Below are 17,930 nucleotides of genomic sequence, written 5' to 3' on the forward strand. Positions count from 1 at the left end.
CCGTACCGCCCCCGTCCGCGACGCCGCGAACGGGGCGGTACGGCGCCCGGTGCCCGGCCCTCGCTCCCGCGGAGCGCCGCCTTCGCCCGCGCTGGCTCGTTGAGTGCAGTGATCAGCGAGACGAGGGGAACGCGGTGACCGCATCGGGCTCCGGGTCGGTCGGCGACCCGCCCAGCGGGCGGCTCATCCGCGCGGAGGCCAACTGGCAGCGCGCCACCTTCCTGGAACTCTTCTTCGACCTCGTCTTCGTCTTCGCGCTCAACCAGGTGAGCAGGCGGCTGGTCGGCGACTTCGGCGACGGCGGCCGGCTCGGGTTCGGCGAGGCCGGGATGACCTTCCTGCTGTTCCTGGTGCTCTGGGCGCTGTGGCTGTCGACCGTCCAGCTGACCAGCCGGATAAATCCCGACTCACCGCCGGTGCAGATCGGCATCGCCGGCACGGACGCCTGGCACGCCCGGGGCCGGCCGCCCACCCGGGCGCGAGATCCACACAAATACCGAGAAAGAGGGGCTATCCCGCGCGTGGTAGCCACTCTTTCTCGGTATTTGTCGGGTCGGGCTGACGTCAGCCCGGTCTTCGGCGCGTCGCGGACGTCAGGGCGATGCCGGCGGCGGTCGCGGCGAGCAGCGCCGCCGGCAGCGGACCGGCCCAGTGCAGGTGCCGCGCCAGCAGCGCGGCGAGCCCCGCGCCGAGCACCACCCCGGCCAGCGCGAGCGCCTGCGTACCGTCGAACCGGTGCCGCCGGCCGGGCCCCACGGTCGCGCTGACCAGCCGGGTCAGCGCGCCGGTCAGGTACGTGGTGGAGAGCCCCGAGCGGCCCAGCGCCTGCACCGCCACGCTCTGCACGCCCATGGCCAGGCCGGCGAGGGCGATCAGCGGTACCTGCGCGGTTCCCTCCGGCGCGCCGCCGGCCGCCAGCCACCCCGCCCAGAGCACGGCGAGCAGCACCGCCTCGACCGCCAGGCACGCCGCCGACGCGCGCCAGCGGGGAGCGCCGGACGCGGGCTCACCGCCGTGCCGGGGCGGGGCGCCGCCGGACGCGGGGGCGAAGCGCCGCAGCGCCGCCAGCCGGGCACCGGCGAAGACGCCCAGCCCGTAGAGGCCGACCGCGGTCGCCACCCGGACCAGCGTCGGCACCTCCACTCCGGCCGCCGACACGCCGAGGACCACCAGGTTTCCGGTGATCACGCTGGAGAAGACGCCGCCGAGGTGCAGCAGGCTGATTGCGTCGGTGACACCCGCCGCGAGCGACAGCACGACGACGACCGCCGGCAGCGCGCGGTCCGGGGTCGACGCGGAAGCGCCGGTACGCCCCGGATCGTTCCCCGCCACCCGCACCCGCCTCCGTTCACGCCGGTCCGCCGATCGGTACCGGGCCGGACCCACCGATCATTATCGGCGGCGTCCGGCCCGGCGGGGTCGACGCTGGTCAACCGAGCACTCGCCGGTCGGCCGAGCGCTCGGTGCTAGGCCGCGTTTCATAAGGACTGGCCGGCCTTATGAAACGCGGCCTAACTGAGCGTGAAGGTGTCGACGTCGAACAGGAAGCCCGAGCCGCCGGTGAAGACCAGGAAGACCGGGCCCGAGCCGCTGCCGCTGAGGGTGGTGTTCACCGTCTGGAAGGTCTCCCAGCCGCCGGTGACCGGTACCGCCACCGAGCCGAGCAGGGTCCCGGTGGCCGAGCCGGCCCGGATCTGGATGGTGCCGCCCGAGCCCGCCGACGAGATCCGCGCGCTGAACCGCGTACGGCCCGAGAGGTTCGTCGAGGCGTACCCGGCCCAGTCGCCGTTCTCGATGAAGCCGAGCGTGTTACCGCCGCTGGCGCCCGCGTGTGCGGCCGCCTGCACGCCCGAGTTCGAGGTGAACGACTCGGCCTCGACCGTCGTACCGCCGGAACCGGAGCCGGCGTTGAAGGTGAAGGCGTCCAGGTCGAAGATGTTGCCGTTGCCGGTGACCCCCTTGAAGACCAGGAACAGGGTGATCGGGTCGGCCGGCACGTTGCTCAGGTTGCCCGTGACGTTGGTGTACGTGTCCCAGGCACCGGTGTTCGGCACGGCCACCTGACCCAGCAGGGTGCCGGTGGAGGATCCGGCGCGTACCTCGATCGTGCCGCCGGGGCCCGCCGAGGCGACCCGGGCGGTGAAGCTCGCCGCGCCGCCGAGGTGGTACGGCTGGAACGAGATCCAGTCCCCGTTGTCGATGAAGCCGGCGGTCCGCCCGCCCTCGGCCGTACCGTGCTCGGCGATCTGGATGCCGGCCTGCGCGGCGAAGTGCTCGGCCTGCCGGTGCCGCGGCTGGAGGGTCTGGATCGCGTGGGTGGTGAGCCCACCCCGGTCGGTGTACTGCGCGTCGAAGACCCCGTAGAGGTTGGCGGTGGCGTCGTGCTCACCGTCGACGGGGATCGTAATCGAGCCGGAGCAGCCGGTCCGCGAGGTGATCGAGTGCGCGTGGCTGTCGTGGCCGAGCGCGTACGTCACCGTCACCTTCGTACAGTCGATCGTCCCGTCCTCCGGGTCGGTGACGGTGACCTGGAACGGCACGGTGTCACCGAAGTTGAACAGCGCGCCGGAGCGCGGCGTGACGAAGCTGACCGCCGGGGCCGTGTTGCCGACCGTGATCGGGACGCTGGCCGTACCGGTCAGCCCGGTGGGGTCGCGTACCGTCAACGTCGCCGTGTAGTTGCCGTTGCTGTTGTACGTCTTCGAGGGGTTCGCGGCGGTGGAGCTGGTGCCGTCGCCGAAGTTCCACGAGTAGGTGAGCGCACCGCCCTCGGGGTCGGAGCTGCCGGCCGACGAGAACTGCACGGTCAGCGGCGCCGCTCCGGAGGTCCGGTTGGCGGTGGCGACCGCGGTCGGAGCCTTCGCGCCGGGCTTGTACTCGATCCGGTAGACGCCGGAATTGTTCGAGCCGGTGCCGTAGTCCAGCACGTAGAGCGCCCCGTCCGGCCCGAACGCCAGGTCCATGACCTGGGTGCCGGTCCAGGGGAAGTTCGCGATGGCGCCGGGGCTGCCGTCGGCGTTGACGTCGATCGCCTTGATCCAGCGACGGCCGTACTCGCCCGCGAAGAAGTGTCCGTTGAGGTCGGCCGGGAACTTGACCGCCGAGTTCAGCGCGGCGTCGTACCGGTAGACCGGCCCGCCCATCGGCGACTCGGAGCCGGAGCCGAACTCCGGCGGCGAGCCGGCGGTGCCGCCGTACCGGATCCAGGAGGGCTTGGCCGGCGGCAGGTTGGTCAGCCCGGTGTTGCGGAACGAGTTGTTGACCGGGGCGGCGCAGTTGTACTGCGGACCGGTGCTGTTGGTGGCGAAGTTCCACTCGTAGTAGGTCTCGGCCTGCGTGTTGGTGCCGGTGCAGTACGGCCAGCCGTAGTTGCCGGGGCCGGTGATCCGGTCGAACTCGACCTGCCCGGCGGGCCCGCGGCCGGGCTGCTCGCCGCCGTCGGGTCCGTAGTCGCCCAGGTAGACGATGCCGGTGGCCTTGTCCACGCTCATCCGGAACGGGTTGCGGAAGCCCATGCCGTAGATCTCGGGCCGGGTGTTCGCGGTGCCGGGCGGGAAGAGGTTGCCGCTCGGGATGGAGTACGTCCCGTCCGCGTTGGGCTTGATCCGCAGCAGTTTGCCGCGCAGGTCGTTGGTGTTGCCGGAGGAGCGCTGCGCGTCGAACTGCGGGTTGCGGTCGGTCCGCTCGTCCAGCGGCGAGGCGCCCGCGGACTCGAACGGGTTGGTGTCGTCACCGGTGGTGAGGTAGAGGTTGCCGGCGGCGTCGAAGTCGATGTCGCCGCCGACGTGGCAGCACTGGCCCCGGTCGTTCGGTACCCGCAGCACCACCTTCTCCGACGCCTTGTTCAGGGTGCCGTCGGTGTTGAGGGTGAACCGGGAGAGGTACAGCTCGCCCTTCCAGGTGTTCCAGTCGGCGGCCGTACCGGTGACCGGGGCGTCGCCGGCCGGGGTGTTCAGCTTCGGCGAGTAGTACAGGTAGACGTAGCGGTTGCTGGCGAAGTTGGGGTCGGCGGCGACGCCCTGCAGCCCCTCCTCGTCGTGGGTGTAGACGTCGAGCGTGCCGGAGACCTTGGTGTTGCCGGCCGCGTCGGTGATCCGCAGCGTGCCGTCCCGCGCGGTGTGCAGCACGGACCGGTCCGGCAGTACGGCCAGCGACATCGCCTCGCCGGTCTCGGCCGAGCCGTAGGCGAGCGTCACCTGCTGGTAGTCGGACGGATTGATCACCGCGTGCGCCTGGGCCGCGGACGGCCCGGTGCCGAGCACCGTCGTGGTCGCACCGAGTAGGAGCAGGACGGCCGCGGGCAGCGGCCATCGACGCGAGTGTCGCGACATCGCGCTTCCCTCCTGAGCTGGGGGTCAGCCAGGCAAGACGCGCGCCGCCGCGCTTGATGGCGTGGTGGGTTGGGGTGTGCGGCGCACGGTTTCCGAAGTTCCGGCTCCGGAGTGCGCCGTGCGCGCGGGGCGGCGACCGGTTACGCCGTTCCGGCTCCCGCACCGCGCTAAGAAACTAACCACAGAGGACGACGGTAATCAATAGGAAACATTCCGGTACGACGCCCGGCACGAAGGGTGATCCATCGACCGGGGTTGACAGGCTCCATCGACAGCCTGCAACATCCCGGCAGGAGCGCAAAACGTTAAGACCCGGCCGACCGCGATCCCGCCCGGCCGGGTCCCGGCGAGCCCGCGCACCGACGGCGAGGGCGGCCCCGCGCGCCGACGGCGCGGCCCGCCACGACGCTCCCGGCCGGCCGGCGCGACGAAGAGGAGTGGCAGCCCATGACCGTCGACACCGCACCGGCCGCGCCGGCCATCACGGTCCACAATCCCGGTACCGGGGAGCGGCTCGGCGAGGTGCCCGCGTTCGACCCGGCCCGGGTGGCCGCCGCCGTGGCGGACGCCGCCCGGGGCCAGCTCGCCATGTCGGCCCTGCCCGCGCACGAGCGCGCCGCGCTGCTGTCCCGGATCGCCTCGCTGGTCGAGGCCGAACAGGAGGAGCTGGCGCGGCTGCTGGCGGCCGAGAACGGCAAGCCGCTGACACAGACCCGCGGCGAGGTCGCCGCCGCCATCCGGATCTTCCGGGGGTACGCCGGCGAGGCCACCCGGATCTTCGGCCGGCAGATCCCGCTGGACGCCGTACCGGGGCTGGAGCGGCACCTCGCGGTGACGGTACGCGAGCCGCTCGGCGTGGTGGCGGCCCTGGTGCCGTTCAACTACCCGGTCGAGCTGTACGCGCACAAGGCCGCCGCCGCGCTCGCGGCCGGCAACGCCGTCGTCGTGCAGCCCCCCGCGCGCTGCCCCCTCGCCCTGGTCCGCGTCGCCGAGCTGGTGGAGCGCGCCGGTGCCCCGCGACACGCCCACCAGCTCGTCACCGGCGGGGTCGAGGTCTCCCAGGCGCTGGCCGACTCCCCCGGCATCGCCGCGATCAGCCTGACCGGCAGCACCGCCGCCGGCCGGGCGGTCGCCGAACGCGGGGCGCGGACCCTCAAGAAGGTGCTGCTGGAGCTGGGCGGCAACGACGCGCTCATCGTCTGCGACGACGCCGACGTCGACGCCGCCGCGCGGGCGGTGGTGCTCGGCCGGTTGGCCCGGGGCAACGGCCAGATCTGCTGCGCGGTCAAGCGGGTGTACGTGCAGGACGGCGTCTACGACGCGTTCGTCGAGTCGCTGCTGGCCCAGACCGCGAAGCTCTCGGTCGGCGACCAGCTGCTGGAGGCCACCGACGTGGGACCGCTGATCGCCGAGCCGGCCGCGCGGCGGGTCGAGGCCGCGGTCGGCCAGCTGGTCGCCGACGGGGCGCGGCTGGTCGCCGGGGGCGGCCGGCGGGGCGCCTTCGTGGACCCGACCGTCCTGGTCGACGTGCCGGTGCGCAGCCCCGCCTTCGCCGAGGAAATCTTCGGTCCGGTCGCGCCGGTGGCCCGCTTCACCGACCCGCTCGACGCGGTACGGATGGCCAACGAGTCCCCGTACGGGCTGCAGGCGGCCGTCTTCACCCGGGACATCTCCCGGGCGCTGGACCTCTCCCGCCGGCTCGACGTCGGCGGGGTCATCATCAACGGCTCGACCGCGCTGCGCGCCGAGAACCTGCCCTTCGGCGGGACCAAGGAGACCGGCGGCTACCGCGAGGGCCTGCACGAGACGGTGCTCGACCTGACCCGGCAGAAGACCATCGTGGTGATGGAGGCCTTCGGGTGAGCCTAGAGCTGCGCGGCGTCCGCAAGGACTACGCCGGGGTCGAGGTGCTGCACGGGGTGGACCTGGTCGGCCGCGCCGGCGAGGTGATCGGCGTGGTCGGCGCCAACGGGGCGGGCAAGTCCACGCTGATCCGGATCCTGGCCGGCGCGCAGCCGATGAGCGCGGGCGAGCTGCGCATCGACGGCCGCCGGGTCGAGCTGCGCTCCCCGCAGGACGCGCACGCGTACGGCATCCGCACCGTCCACCAGGAACTCAGCCTCGTACCGGAGCTGTCGGTCACCGAGAACCTGCTGCTCGGCAACTTTCCCCGCCGGCGCGGCCTGATCGACCGGCGGGCGGCGCACGCGCGGGCCCGCGAGCTGCTGGCCGGCATCGGCTTCGGCGCGATCGACCCGCGCACCCCCGCCGGCCGGCTCACGGTCGCCCGGCAGCAGATGGTGGAGATCGCCAAGGCGCTGGTCGGCGAGCCCCGGGTGCTGATCCTCGACGAGCCGTCGGCGGTGCTCGCCGGCAGCGACCTGGAATCCCTCTTCGCGCTGGTCCGGCGGCTGCGCGACCGGGGCGTACTGGTGATCTACGTGTCGCACCGGCTGGTCGAGGTGCTCGACCTGGCCACCACGATCGTGGTGCTCAAGGACGGGCGCATGGTCCAGTCGGTCGAGCCGGCGCGCACCGACGAGGACGAGCTGATCCGGCTGATGGCCGGGCGCCGGCTGACCCAGATCTACCCGGACCGCCGCACCGGCCGGGGCGAGCCGAGGCTGACCGTACGCGGGCTGAGCCGGCCGGGCGAGTTCTCCGACGTCTCGTTCACCCTGCACGCCGGGGAGATCGTCGGCCTGTTCGGCCTGGTCGGCTCGGGCCGCAGCGAGCTGGCCCGGTGCCTCTTCGGCGCCGCCCCGCCCGGCGGCGGCGAGGTCCACGCCGCGGACGGCACGGACGGCTCCCCCGCCGGCGCGGCCCGCTCCCCCGGGGCCGGACGCCGGGCGGCCGGTGGCGCCGGCGGCTTCCGCAGTCCGGCGCGGGCCATCGCGGCCGGGCTCGCGCTGGTCACCGAGGACCGCAAGCGCACCGGCCTGGTCACCGGGATGACGGTACGGGACAACATCGCGCTCGCGACCCTCTACCCGACCAGCCGCGCCGGGCTGATCGACCGGGCCCGGCAGCGGCGGGACGTCCACGGCATGATCGAGCGGCTGGCGATCCGGCCCGCGCACTGCGCCTCGATGCCGGTCGGCCTGCTCAGCGGCGGCAACCAGCAGAAGGCGGTGCTGGCGAAGTGGCTGCTCGCCCGGCCCCGCGTACTGATCCTCGACGAGCCGACCCGGGGCGTGGACATGGCGACCCGGGTGGAGATCTACCGGATGGTCGACGAGCTGGCCCGGGAGGGCCTGGCGGTGCTGCTCATCTCCTCGGACCTCACCGAGGTGATCGGCGCGACCGACCGGGTGCTGGTGATGCGCCAGGGGCGGCTCGCCGGCGAGCTGGAGTCGGGGCGTACCACCGAGGACGAGGTCCTGGCGCACGCGGTCGGTACCCGCGGCGGCGCGGCGCCGGAGCCGGCCCGCGTCACCCCGGACGGGAAGGAGCGGGAGACGGCATGGCCGACCAGCTGACCAGGAACACCCCGGAGACGGCGGCCCCGCCGGCCGAGCCGTCCCGCACCCGCCGGCCCCGGCTGGTGGTGGGCGGGCGGGACCGTACCGCCGAGGTCGCCTTCGCGGCGCTGGTGCTGGCGCTGGTGCTGCTGGCCGCGCTCACCTCGGACACGTTCTTCACCCCGACCAACCTCACCAACCTGCTCAAGCAGATGGTCACCACCGGGCTGCTCGCCTTCGGCATGCTGGTGGTCATCCTCACCGGCGGCATCGACCTGTCGGTCGGGTCGGTGGTGGCCTTCTCCGGCATCGTCACCGCCGGTCTCGTCGCCGACCTGCCGATCCCGGCGGCGATGGGGGTCGGCGTCGCGGCCGGGATCGTCTTCGGCGTGCTCAACGGGGTGCTGGTCGCCCGTTTCGGGCTGGCGCCGTTCGTGGTCACGTTGGCCGCGCTGACCACCATCCGCGGGCTGGCGTTCGTCTACTCCGAGGTGCCGATCGCGCCCGAGGAGCCGGGCTTCTTCTGGCTCGGCTCCGCGCTGCTCGGGCCGGTACCGCTGAGCACGCTGATCATGCTCGCCGTCTTCGTCCTCGGCGGGATCTTCCTCACCCGTACGCCGGCCGGGCGCGCGATCGTCGCGATCGGCGGCAACGCCGAGACGGTACGGCTCGCCGGCATCAACGTACGCCGGCACGTGGTGCTCGCGTACACCATCAGCGGCACCTGCGCGGGCCTGGCCGGCGTGATCCTGGCCAGCCGGGTCGGCATCGCCCAGCCGAGCGTCGGCGTGGCGTTCGAACTGGACGCGATCGCCGCCTGCGTGATCGGCGGGGCCAGCCTGGCCGGCGGGCGCGGCTCGGCGCGGGCGACCCTCGGCGGCGTCCTGGTCCTCGTCCTGATCAACAACCTGCTCAACCTGTACGGCGTGCAGAGCTACTGGCAGCAGGTCCTCAAGGGTCTGATCATCGTCGCCGTCATCCTCGTGCAGCGCGGCAACCGGCCCCGGTGGTCCTGACCTCCCCACCCCACCACCCCGGGAGATGCGAGATGAACGTTCCACGCACCCGTCCCGCCACCCGCCTCGGCGCGCTGCTGGCCGCCGGGTTGCTCGCCACCGTCCTCGCCGCCTGCTCCTCCGGCGGCGGGGGCGGCTCCGGCGACGGCTCCTACACCATCGGCGTCGCCAACTTCACCCTGAGCGGCCCGTACTTCACCGGCATGGACAAGGCGATCGCGGCTCAGGCCGCGAAGAAGGGCAACGTCGAGATCGTCAGTACCGACGCCAACGGCGACGCCGCCAAGCTCGCCGCCAACGTCGAGGACCTGCTCAGCAAGAACGTCGACGCCGTGATCATCTCCGGCGGGCCGCTGGAGTCGGCCCCGGCCGTACTGAACTCGCTCAAGGCCGCCGGCAAGCCGGTGGTGCTGGTCGACCGCAAGTTCGCCAGCGGCGAGTACACGAGCTGGATCGGCCCGGACAACGAGGCCATCGGCCGGCAGAACGGCGAGTTCCTCGCCGGGCGGCTGCCGCAGGGCGGCAAGGTCGCCATCATCAAGGGCGGTCCCGCCGACAACAGCATCGGTCTGGCCCGTACCAACGGGGTGAAGGCGGCGCTGACCGGCCGGCCCGGCATCACCCTGGTCGAGGCGCCCGACTTCGGCAACTGGGGCTCCGACGGTGGGCTGACCGTGATGGAGAGCCTGCTCGCCACCCACCCGGACCTCGCGGCGGTCTTCTGCGAGAACGACGCGATGTGTCTGGGCGCGCAGCGCGCCATCGCCGACGCCGGCAAGGCCGAGCAGATCGTCATCGCTGGCGTGGACGGCCAGAACGAGGCCCTCAAGGCCATCCTCGACGGCACGAACTACCTGGTCACCGGCCTGAACGACGCCGACATCATCGGCAGCCGCGGGCTGGACCGGACGGTGGAGATCCTGAACGGCGCCACGGTCGAGAAGGACACGGTGGTGGACTCCCCACGGGTCACCAAGGAGAACGCCGCCCAGTACTTCGACCCCAACGGCGACTTCTGAGAGGGGCCTGCCATGTCTCGTCACCTTCCCGGGGTGCCACCCGTACCCCGACACCGCTCTCGGGGCCGCCTCCGGGCGGCGCTCGCCGCGACCACCACCGGCGTCGTCGCGCTCGCCTCGCTCACCGCCGCCGGCACGGGCGCCGCGGGCGCCGCCCCGCCGACGCGTGCCGGCACGCCGGTCACGGTGGCCGACGACCCGACCCGCCCCGGCTGGACGCTGCGCTACAACGAGAGCTTCGCCAACCCGCTCGGCGACGCCGCCTGGGTGCGGGAGACCTACCAGCGCCCGTTCGACACGATCATGGACGACAACGGGCAGTGGTACCGCAACGACTACGGGCCGGACTGGACCACCGCCTTCAACTCCTTCTCCACGTACCGGAAGGAGTTCCGGGTCGGCACCGACGGCTGGCTGACCGCGTCACTGTCGGCGCGGGACTGGAACAACGACGGCGTCATCGAGTCCCCGCCGTCGATCACGCGGCAGGCGCTCGGCGGCGAGTACGTCGCCAGGCTGAACGTGCCGGACCACACCGGCGGGGCCATCTTCCGCCCCACCAACAAGCTGCCCGACCGCTACCGGATCGAGTACAAGCTGAAGACGCTCGACTTCGGCGGCAAGCGCAACGGCAGCATCGAGTACGGCGGCCGCGTCAACGGCTACGGCACGCAGGGCTGCAAGACGCAGCACCCGTGGGGCGAGGGTTCGGACAGCCCGGGCTGGTCGGGCGACGCCTCGGTACCGTACTGCGAGTGGCAGGACGTGCGCGCCGGCCCGTACGGCTACAACGGCTTCCACTTCCTCTCCATCGTGGACTTCGCCGACCCGGCCCCGCGCAACAACCACTTCTGGCACTACCGGCGCAAGGTGCTGATGGACTCGTTCTCCCAGCATCCGGACCGGGTCGGCAGCGGCACCGGCGGGCGGGTCTGCGACTCCAACACCGGGCAGTACTACAACTACCGGGACAGCAGCTTCAACACGGTCAACATGTGGATCAGCGGGATGCCGAACTGGACCCCCGGCCGGGGCGGGCTGGCCGGCAACTCGCAGTGGTTCATGACCACCTGCTCGGGCGGCGTCGCCGAGCAGCAGCTCTCCTCGGCGGCGGAGCTGCAACCGGAGCTGATGCCGAACGAGTTCTACACCTTCGCCATCGAGCGTGACGCCACCGGCTACGTGCTGGAGGCGAGCGGGAACTTCGCCCGGGTCGGCCGGAAGACCATCCGCTTCCACCGGCCGTTCGTCGTCGGCAACGCCCCGATCTGGCACTACAACACCCAGCCCGGCGAGTACGACGGCCGCTTCAACGGCAACCTGGTGCAGAACGACTACCACGGCAGCACCACCTGGCCGGACCAGTGGCCCGCCGGCTCGGCGTACCCGGACTACTTCGTCATCGGCGACCTCTACACCAACGTGTACGAGGGCAGCGCCAGCCTGACCGACATCCGGCTCTACACCCCGCAGACCCAGAGCGGCACCAACCTCGCGCTGAACCGTCCGGCCAGCGCGGACAGCCAGTGCGCCGCGAGCGAGGCGCCCGCCAAGGCGGTCAACGGCAGCTGGACCCAGGGCGTGTCGGACAAGTGGTGCTCGCTGGGGGCCAGCAGGTGGCTCCAGGTCGACCTGCAGTCCAGCAACCAGGTGGGCCGGTTCGTGCTGCGCCACTCCGGCGCCGGCGGCGAGAAACCGAGCTGGAACACGCGCGACTTCGACATCCAGGTGAGCGAGAACGGCAGCGCCTGGAGCACCGTGGCGACGGTACGAGGGAACACCGCCGACGTCACCACGCACCCGGTGACACCGGTCAACGCCCGGTACGTCCGGGTGAACGTACTCACCCCGACCAGCGACAGCGACCGGGCCGCCCGCATCTTCGAGCTGGAGGTCTATGCCAGCTGACCGGGTTCTCCCCGGGGCCTGGCGGGCTGCCCCACCGGCCCCGGCGGGAGCCGGACGTCAGGCGCGGTGCGCGACGTACCGTTCGTCGTCCCGGTCGGCCGGCCGCTCGTCGTCCGCACCGGCCGGGGCGGCGGGCGGTCGCGGGCGCTCGCCGCGGGTCTGCCGGACGAGCCGCGGGCCCGGGGACCGCTCGGCCGGGTCACCGGTCGGGGTCGGCTCGTCGTTCCGCCCTTCCGGTCTGGTCCGGCGCCGGGGGCCGAGCAGCCGCATCATCGGCTTCTCGACGAAGTGGTACAGCAGCCCGGCGGCGACCAGGTTCGCCGCCAGGAAGCCGAGCGCCACCGCCGGTCCCCGCCAGCCGGTGAAGCCGGCGGGGTGGTGGCCGGTGAGGCGCAGCACGGTCTTGATCAGGAAGACGTGCACCAGGTAGAAGGCGAACGAGACCTCGCCAAGCCAGATCAACGGCCGGGAGCGCCACGGCGAGCGGGTGCCCCGGACGTCCGCCTCGGCCGCGGCGGCGATCAGGAGTACGTAGACCACGGCCAGCAGCGTGGTCCAGAGCTCCGCCCGGATCCACTCCATCGCCGCCACCCAGGCGACGACGAAGATCCCGGTGGCGACCCAGAGGTTCGGCCCCCGCCACCTGCGGCGTACCACCAGCTCACCGGCGGCCACGCCCATCCAGAACTCCAGCGAGCGCGCGAGCGGGAAGATCTGGGTGAACCACCAGCGGTCCGCCTCGGGCAGCAGCGTCTGCGCCGGCCAGAGCGCGAGGATCAGCAGCGGCATGGCGATGACGACGGCGTAGAGCAGCCACGGCCGCATCCGGCGTACGGCCGGCAGCACCAGGGGCAGGCAGAGGTAGAAGAACAGCTCGCAGGAGAGCGACCAGCTCACCGTGTTGACGCTGTAGAAGTAGCCCGGCGTCGGGTTCCACGCCTGGATCAGGAACAGGTTGCTCAGGGTCACCCGGAGATCGTGCGGATCGGCCAGGTACGCCCCGACGAGCAGGACGGCCGCCCAGGTCACTACGTGGTTCGGGTAGATCTTCGCGAACCGGCGCCGCCAGAAGGCGACCGGGGTGTCGCCGGGGCGGGCGGACCAGACCAGCACGAAGCCGCTGAGGACGAAGAAGAACTGCACGCCGGAGAGGCCCAGCGTGAAGACCCAGTCCACCACCGCCTTGTAGTCGGGCTCGGCGACGATCCGCATGGTGCCGACGTGGAAGCCGAAGACGAGCAGGGCGGCGACCCAGCGCAGTCCGGTCAGCGACGGCAGCCGGCCGAGCGCTCCGGGCGGCGTCGCGGGCGGGGCGGATCCCCCACCGTCGGCCTTGCTGGTGACGAGTTCCGTGCCGGCGAGCGAGGTCACGCCAGGCACCCTATCCGGCGGCTACCGGTACGGTCGCAGCAGGCGGGCCACCGCCTCCGGGTCCTCGACGTGCGCGTTGTGCCCGAGCCCGGGCAGCGTGACCGCCTCGACGCCCGGGTGGTGCTCACCGGCACCCCGCGCCAGCCCGGTCAGCTGCGCGCCGGTCACCATCGGATCACGCTCGCCCCGGGCCAGCAGCACCGGTACGCGCGCCGCCGCGAGCAGGGCCGGCATGTCGGGCGCGCCCACCCCGAAGGCCCGCGGGTCCAGCGCCAGGCGCCAGCGGCCCCCCTCCTCGCGCAGGCCGTGCCGCACCGCCGGGGCGTCGGGTTCGACGAGACCGGCCAGCCCCGAGACGCGCAGGTGCCGCGCGGCGGCCTCGGCGGGCGAGTCGAACCAGGCGACCGACCGCCCGGCCAGCGCCCCGGCCCGGTCCAGCTCCTCGGCCGTCCAGGCGACCTTGATGCCGAGCCCGACGACCGCCTCGATCCGCAGGTCGAAGCCGTCCCCGGCGAGGGCCAACGCGAGCACGCCGCCGAGCGAGTGCCCGAGCACCACGGTCGGCCGGGCCGGCTCGACCGCGCGGGCGACGGCGGCGGCCAGCGCCTCGAACGAGTAGTCGTCGAGCGGGTCGCTGCCACCGTGGCCCGGCAGGTCCGGCGCCAGCCACCGCCCCGGCCAGTGCCGGGCCAGCACGGGCGGCCAGGCGTCCCAGACGTCGCCGGTCGCGCCGAGGCCGTGCAAGAGCAGCAGCAACCGCTCGCCGCTGCCGCCGCCGCGCATCCGCAGGTCGCCCGTCATGCCGGGCAGTCTGCCATCCGGAGGCCACCCGGCGCCGTCCCCGCGCGGCGCCACGGCGGGCGGCGGATCGCCTCGGGGCCGAGGAAAGGCCGGGGGCAGCCCGGCGTCGGGCCGGCTCGGCGGCGGGCGGCGGGCGGCGGGCGGCGGGCGGCGGGTCAGAATCGGGCCAGAAAGGCGAGGCTACGCTCCCAGGTCGACCGGGTGGCGGCTTCGTCGTACCCGGGGATGCCGTCGTCGGTGTAGAGGTGCCCGGCGCCCGGGTAGGTGAAGATCTCCAGCTCGGCGCCGGCGTCGACCATGGCCTTCCGCCAGGCGGCCACCTCGTCGGCCGGCTCGAACTCGTCCGGGTCGGCGAGGTGCACCTGGACCGGCAGGCCCGCCCGGACCGTCGCGGGGTCGCCGGCGGCCCCGTGCCAGAAGAGCAGCCCGGGGGTCTCCGGCCGCTCGGCGGCGAGTTCGGCGGCGAACGACGCGCCGAGCGAGAGGCCGGCGAGGACCGCGGTGCCGGGCAGCTCCCGGGCCGCCTCGCGGGCCCGCCTGCGCAGGTTCACCCGGCCGATGTCGTCGTGGATGGCGAACCCGTCGTCGATCGAGTCGGCGGTGCGGCCGTCGTACAGGTCGGGGGTGACGACCCGGTGCCCGGCGGCGCGGAGCCGGTCGGCGGTGGCCAACACGGCGGGCCGCAGCCCGACGACGGAGTGGAAGAGGAGGACATCAGCCATACCGGGAGGCTGCCACGGGGGTCCGACACCCTCGCCAGCGACCCCAGAGAGCGCTCACACGGCAATGATCGGGCCCGATGTGTGCCGGCCCGGCGCGCCGGTGCGGGTGGCGGCGCGCGCGAATGCGCAGGACAACGCCGCCCGGCCGCGGTCGGACAATCCCGCAGATCAGCAGCGCCGGCCGCCGCGTACCCGATAATTCACCACACGCCATGTTGCGACCCGCTCGGCGCGGGGCGGCCCCAGGGATTGACATCCCTCCCTGTAAGGCCGCACAGTAGCCCTGAGAGCGCTCTCTAGTCACACTCTCGACATTCCTGCGTAACGAGCCCGCCGAGCGTCCCCCCTGTCGCGCGGGCCCGGAAGGAGTACCCATGAACGCGGCTATGCCGCAGACCGCCGTCGGGCGGTACCGGCCCGGCCGGTGGCGCCTCGCGGCACTGGCGAGCGCCCTGGTGGCGCTGCTCTGCACGTACCTCGCGGTGGTCGGCATGCGGGCCGAAGCGGCAGAGACCCCGGTCTCGCAGGGCAAGCCCGTCACCGCCTCCTCGACCGAGTCGGAGATCGCCTTCCCGGCGTCCGCCGCCGTCGACGGAAACGCCGGAACCCGCTGGTCCAGCGGCTTCACCGACCCGCAGTGGCTGCAGGTCGACCTCGGCGCCACCGTGTCGCTCACCCACGTCGTCGTCAACTGGGAGGCCGCCTACGCGCGGGCGTTCCAGATCCAGGTCTCCACCAACGGCACGACCTGGACCAACGTCTACTCCACCACCACCAGCACCGGCGGCAACCAGGACCTGACCGTCTCCGGCAGCGGCCGGTACGTGCGGCTGTACGGCACCCAGCGGGCCACCCAGTGGGGCTACTCCGTCTGGGAGTTCCAGGTCTTCGGCGGCAGCGGCCCCACCGTACCGCCCACCACCCCGCCGACCAGTTCCCCGCCGCCCGGCGGCACCGTCCTCCTGTCGTACCGCAAGCCCGCCGTCGCCTCCACCGACCAGAACGACGTCAACTGCGGCGGCTGCACCCCGGACAAGGCGTTCGACAACGACCCGGCGAGCCGCTGGGCGACCAGCTCCACCACCGGCTGGGTCGACCCGGGCTGGATCTACGTGGACCTCGGCGCCAGCGCCACCATCCGGCAGGTGGTCCTCCAGTGGGACCCGGCGTACGCCACCTCCTACCAGATCCAGGTCTCCAACGACGCCACCAACTGGACCTCGATCTACTCGACCACGACCGGTCGGGGCTTCAAGGAGACGCTGAACGTCAACGGCACCGGCCGGTACGTGCGGATGTACGGCACCAAGCGGGTCGGCCCGTACGGGTACTCGCTCTGGGAGTTCAAGGTCTACGGCACCGGCGGCAGCCCGACCACCCCGCCCGCCATGCCGCCGGACCCGACCTTCCCCGCGACCCGCCTCGTCTGGAGCGACGAGTTCAACGGCGCCGCCGGCAGCAAGCCCGACCCGGCCAAGTGGACCATCGACCCGGGCACCGGACAGAACAACGAGCTGCAGTACTACACGAACAACAACAACGCCTCGATGGACGGCACCGGCTCGCTGGTCATCGAGGCACGCCGGGAGGCCGCCGGCGGCCGGCAGTACACCTCGCACCGGATGAACACCGGCAACAAGTTCCACGTGCAGTACGGCCGCGTCGAGGCCCGGGTCAAGGTGCCGAAGGGCAACGGCTTCTGGCCGGCGTTCTGGATGATGGGCGCCGACTTCCTCACCGGGCGCCCCTGGCCGTACAACGGCGAGATCGACATCATGGAGGTCCTCGGCCGCAACACCCTTGAGGGCTACTCGACGCTGCACGCGCCGGCCTACAACGGCGGCGGCGGGTACGGGCAGAAGTACACCGCGCCCGGCAACGTCGACCTGGCCAACGACTTCCACGTCTGGTCCGCCGAGTGGGACAGCAAGGGCATCACGTTCAAGCTCGACGGCCAGACGGTCTTCTACGCCAGCAAGGAGACGGTGGAGACGACCCGCGGCCCGTGGGTCTACGACCACCCGTTCTACCTCATCCTCAACCTCGCGGTAGGCGGCGACTTCCCCGGCCCGGTCGACGGCAGCACCCCGTTCCCGTCCCGGATGCTCGTGGACTACGTCCGCGTCTACCAGTAACAGGCCCGGTGGGTGGTCGGGGAACGCCGGCCCCGGCCACCCACCGTCCCCCATCCATCCGCTCCACCGTCCCCCAGGCGCCCGGATCCCCCGGTCCGGGCCCGGCGATCCGGCTCCGGCAGCCGCACCGCCGGATTCGTCCGCACCACCGCAGATCGGCGTACCGACTCCCCCACTAAGGAGCCAGTCATGCAACGGGCCGCACCGTCCCCCACCACCCGCGTCGGCGTACTGCGCCTCGCCGTACTCCTCGGCGCCCTCTTCTCCCTGCTCGGCGCGTACCTCGTCGTCGCCGTCGTGCGCGCCGAGGCCGCGGCGAGCGGCGACTCGTCGAAGGCGGCGCCCGCCGACATCGTGCGGGTCGCCGAGTTCCTCGCCGAGTGCCCCCTCACCCACCGGTTGCCCGACGACCCGATCATCTTCCCGAGGCTCGCGGGCGCCTCGCACATGCACGACTTCTTCGGCAACCGCTCGACGAACGCCAACTCGGACTACACGAGCCTCGCCGGGGCCACCAGCAACTGCAACCCGGTGATCGACCTGTCGTCGTACTGGGTGCCTACGCTGTACGTGAACAACCAGCCGGTCGCCCCCACCGGCACCACCTTCTACTACCTGGGCGAGGGCGTCCGCGAGGACATCACCCGCCAGATCCAGCCGTTCCCGGCCGGTCTGAAGATCGTCGCGGGCAACGCCAAGGCCACCGGCCCGAACGACAGCATCGCCCGCTGGTCCTGCCTGCACCACGGCGAGGTGCCGCCCGGCAAGGACTTCGTCAACTGCCCCGCCGGCTCGATGCTGGAGTCGTACCTGGACTTCCCGCAGTGCTGGAACGGCCGTGACCTCGACTCGGCCGACCACAAGAGCCACATGTCGTACCCGGTGGGCGGTGCCTGCCCGGCCACCCACCCCGTGCCGGTGCCCAAGCTGCGCCAGGTGCTCCGCTACCCGGTCAACGGCAACCCGGCCGGCTTCCGGCTCGCCTCCGGCCCCGGATACACCATGCACGGCGACTTCTTCAACGCCTGGCCGACGGCCGAACTGGCCCGCCGCGTCCGGGACTGCATCAACGCCATCATCAAGTGCAACGCCGACGGCCGGTACTGAGTTGCTGCGCTCGCTGAGTTGCTGCGCTCGCTGCGCTACGCGGCGCTGAGGGGCGATCG

General features: G+C 72.6%; 12 protein-coding genes and 1 pseudogene. 8 read left to right on the plus strand and 5 right to left on the minus strand.

Annotated elements, in window-relative coordinates; translation table 11 throughout:
- Positions 1 to 266: 266 nt before the first annotated feature.
- Positions 267 to 368, plus strand: a pseudogene (locus tag AB0J86_RS26460) (hypothetical protein); the annotation flags it as partial.
- Positions 369 to 564: 196 nt separating this feature from the next.
- On the opposite strand, the gene AB0J86_RS26465 reads toward AB0J86_RS26460, so the two are convergent.
- Together AB0J86_RS26465 and AB0J86_RS26470 are read right to left on the minus strand one after the other, a co-directional pair.
- Positions 565 to 1,332: a YoaK family protein gene (locus AB0J86_RS26465; protein WP_363860301.1), complete on the minus strand. Its 768-nt coding sequence runs from the start codon at positions 1,330 to 1,332 to the stop codon at positions 565 to 567.
- A gap of 179 nt (positions 1,333 to 1,511) precedes the next feature.
- Positions 1,512 to 4,331 carry a carbohydrate-binding protein gene (locus AB0J86_RS26470; protein ID WP_363860302.1) on the minus strand — a complete coding sequence of 940 codons (2,820 nt, stop codon included), beginning with the start codon at positions 4,329 to 4,331 and terminating at the stop codon, positions 1,512 to 1,514.
- Between the two features lie 447 nt (positions 4,332 to 4,778).
- Here AB0J86_RS26470 and AB0J86_RS26475 point away from each other — a divergent pair, with 447 nt between their 5' ends.
- Genes AB0J86_RS26475 through AB0J86_RS26495 form a run of 5 tightly spaced genes read left to right on the plus strand, consistent with a single transcriptional unit; the run spans position 4,779 to position 11,735 of the window.
- A complete protein-coding gene (locus AB0J86_RS26475) occupies positions 4,779 to 6,194 on the plus strand; it encodes an aldehyde dehydrogenase family protein (RefSeq protein ID WP_363860303.1) in 1,416 nt (471 codons plus the stop codon).
- Positions 6,191 to 7,810: a sugar ABC transporter ATP-binding protein gene (locus tag AB0J86_RS26480; protein WP_363860304.1), complete on the plus strand. Its 1,620-nt coding sequence runs from the start codon at positions 6,191 to 6,193 to the stop codon at positions 7,808 to 7,810. Before AB0J86_RS26475 ends, AB0J86_RS26480 begins: the two co-directional genes overlap by 4 nt.
- A complete protein-coding gene (locus AB0J86_RS26485; RefSeq protein WP_363860305.1) occupies positions 7,795 to 8,808 on the plus strand; it encodes an ABC transporter permease in 1,014 nt (337 codons plus the stop codon). Before AB0J86_RS26480 ends, AB0J86_RS26485 begins: the two co-directional genes overlap by 16 nt.
- A gap of 32 nt (positions 8,809 to 8,840) precedes the next feature.
- Entirely contained in the window at positions 8,841 to 9,827 is a 987-nt protein-coding gene (locus AB0J86_RS26490) for a substrate-binding domain-containing protein (RefSeq protein WP_363860306.1), read from the plus strand.
- A gap of 33 nt (positions 9,828 to 9,860) precedes the next feature.
- Positions 9,861 to 11,735 carry a discoidin domain-containing protein gene (locus AB0J86_RS26495; protein WP_363860307.1) on the plus strand — a complete coding sequence of 625 codons (1,875 nt, stop codon included), beginning with the start codon at positions 9,861 to 9,863 and terminating at the stop codon, positions 11,733 to 11,735.
- 57 nt (positions 11,736 to 11,792) lie between these two features.
- Here the strand turns inward: AB0J86_RS26495 and AB0J86_RS26500 are convergent, their stop codons facing one another.
- The 3 genes from AB0J86_RS26500 to AB0J86_RS26510 all read right to left on the minus strand — a co-directional run bounded on the left by AB0J86_RS26500 (position 11,793) and on the right by AB0J86_RS26510 (position 14,629).
- A complete protein-coding gene (locus tag AB0J86_RS26500) occupies positions 11,793 to 13,106 on the minus strand; it encodes an acyltransferase (protein WP_363860308.1) in 1,314 nt (437 codons plus the stop codon).
- Positions 13,107 to 13,127: 21 nt separating this feature from the next.
- Entirely contained in the window at positions 13,128 to 13,907 is a 780-nt protein-coding gene (locus tag AB0J86_RS26505; protein ID WP_363860309.1) for an alpha/beta fold hydrolase, read from the minus strand.
- 155 nt (positions 13,908 to 14,062) lie between these two features.
- Positions 14,063 to 14,629: a dienelactone hydrolase family protein gene (locus AB0J86_RS26510; protein WP_363860310.1), complete on the minus strand. Its 567-nt coding sequence runs from the start codon at positions 14,627 to 14,629 to the stop codon at positions 14,063 to 14,065.
- A gap of 374 nt (positions 14,630 to 15,003) precedes the next feature.
- On the opposite strand from AB0J86_RS26510, the gene AB0J86_RS26515 reads away from it, so the two are divergent.
- A complete protein-coding gene (locus tag AB0J86_RS26515) occupies positions 15,004 to 16,764 on the plus strand; it encodes a discoidin domain-containing protein (protein WP_363860312.1) in 1,761 nt (586 codons plus the stop codon).
- A gap of 189 nt (positions 16,765 to 16,953) precedes the next feature.
- Positions 16,954 to 17,871, plus strand: a complete 918-nt coding sequence (locus AB0J86_RS26520; protein WP_363860313.1) for a DUF1996 domain-containing protein — start codon at positions 16,954 to 16,956, stop codon at positions 17,869 to 17,871.
- Positions 17,872 to 17,930 lie beyond the last annotated feature (59 nt).

Source organism: Micromonospora sp. NPDC049559 (assembly GCF_040676675.1).
Taxonomy (GTDB): Bacteria; Actinomycetota; Actinomycetes; order Mycobacteriales; family Micromonosporaceae; genus JBFAPK01.

Coding starts and splice junctions, on each gene's coding strand:
- AB0J86_RS26470 (WP_363860302.1), bottom strand. CDS start 4,331: ATGTCGCGACACTCGCGTCGATGGCCGCTGCCCGCGGCCGTCCTGCTC.
- AB0J86_RS26475 (WP_363860303.1), top strand. CDS start 4,779: ATGACCGTCGACACCGCACCGGCCGCGCCGGCCATCACGGTCCACAAT.
- AB0J86_RS26485 (WP_363860305.1), top strand. CDS start 7,795: ATGGCCGACCAGCTGACCAGGAACACCCCGGAGACGGCGGCCCCGCCG.
- AB0J86_RS26490 (WP_363860306.1), top strand. CDS start 8,841: ATGAACGTTCCACGCACCCGTCCCGCCACCCGCCTCGGCGCGCTGCTG.
- AB0J86_RS26505 (WP_363860309.1), bottom strand. CDS start 13,907: ATGACGGGCGACCTGCGGATGCGCGGCGGCGGCAGCGGCGAGCGGTTG.
- AB0J86_RS26510 (WP_363860310.1), bottom strand. CDS start 14,629: ATGGCTGATGTCCTCCTCTTCCACTCCGTCGTCGGGCTGCGGCCCGCC.
- AB0J86_RS26515 (WP_363860312.1), top strand. CDS start 15,004: ATGAACGCGGCTATGCCGCAGACCGCCGTCGGGCGGTACCGGCCCGGC.
- AB0J86_RS26520 (WP_363860313.1), top strand. CDS start 16,954: ATGCAACGGGCCGCACCGTCCCCCACCACCCGCGTCGGCGTACTGCGC.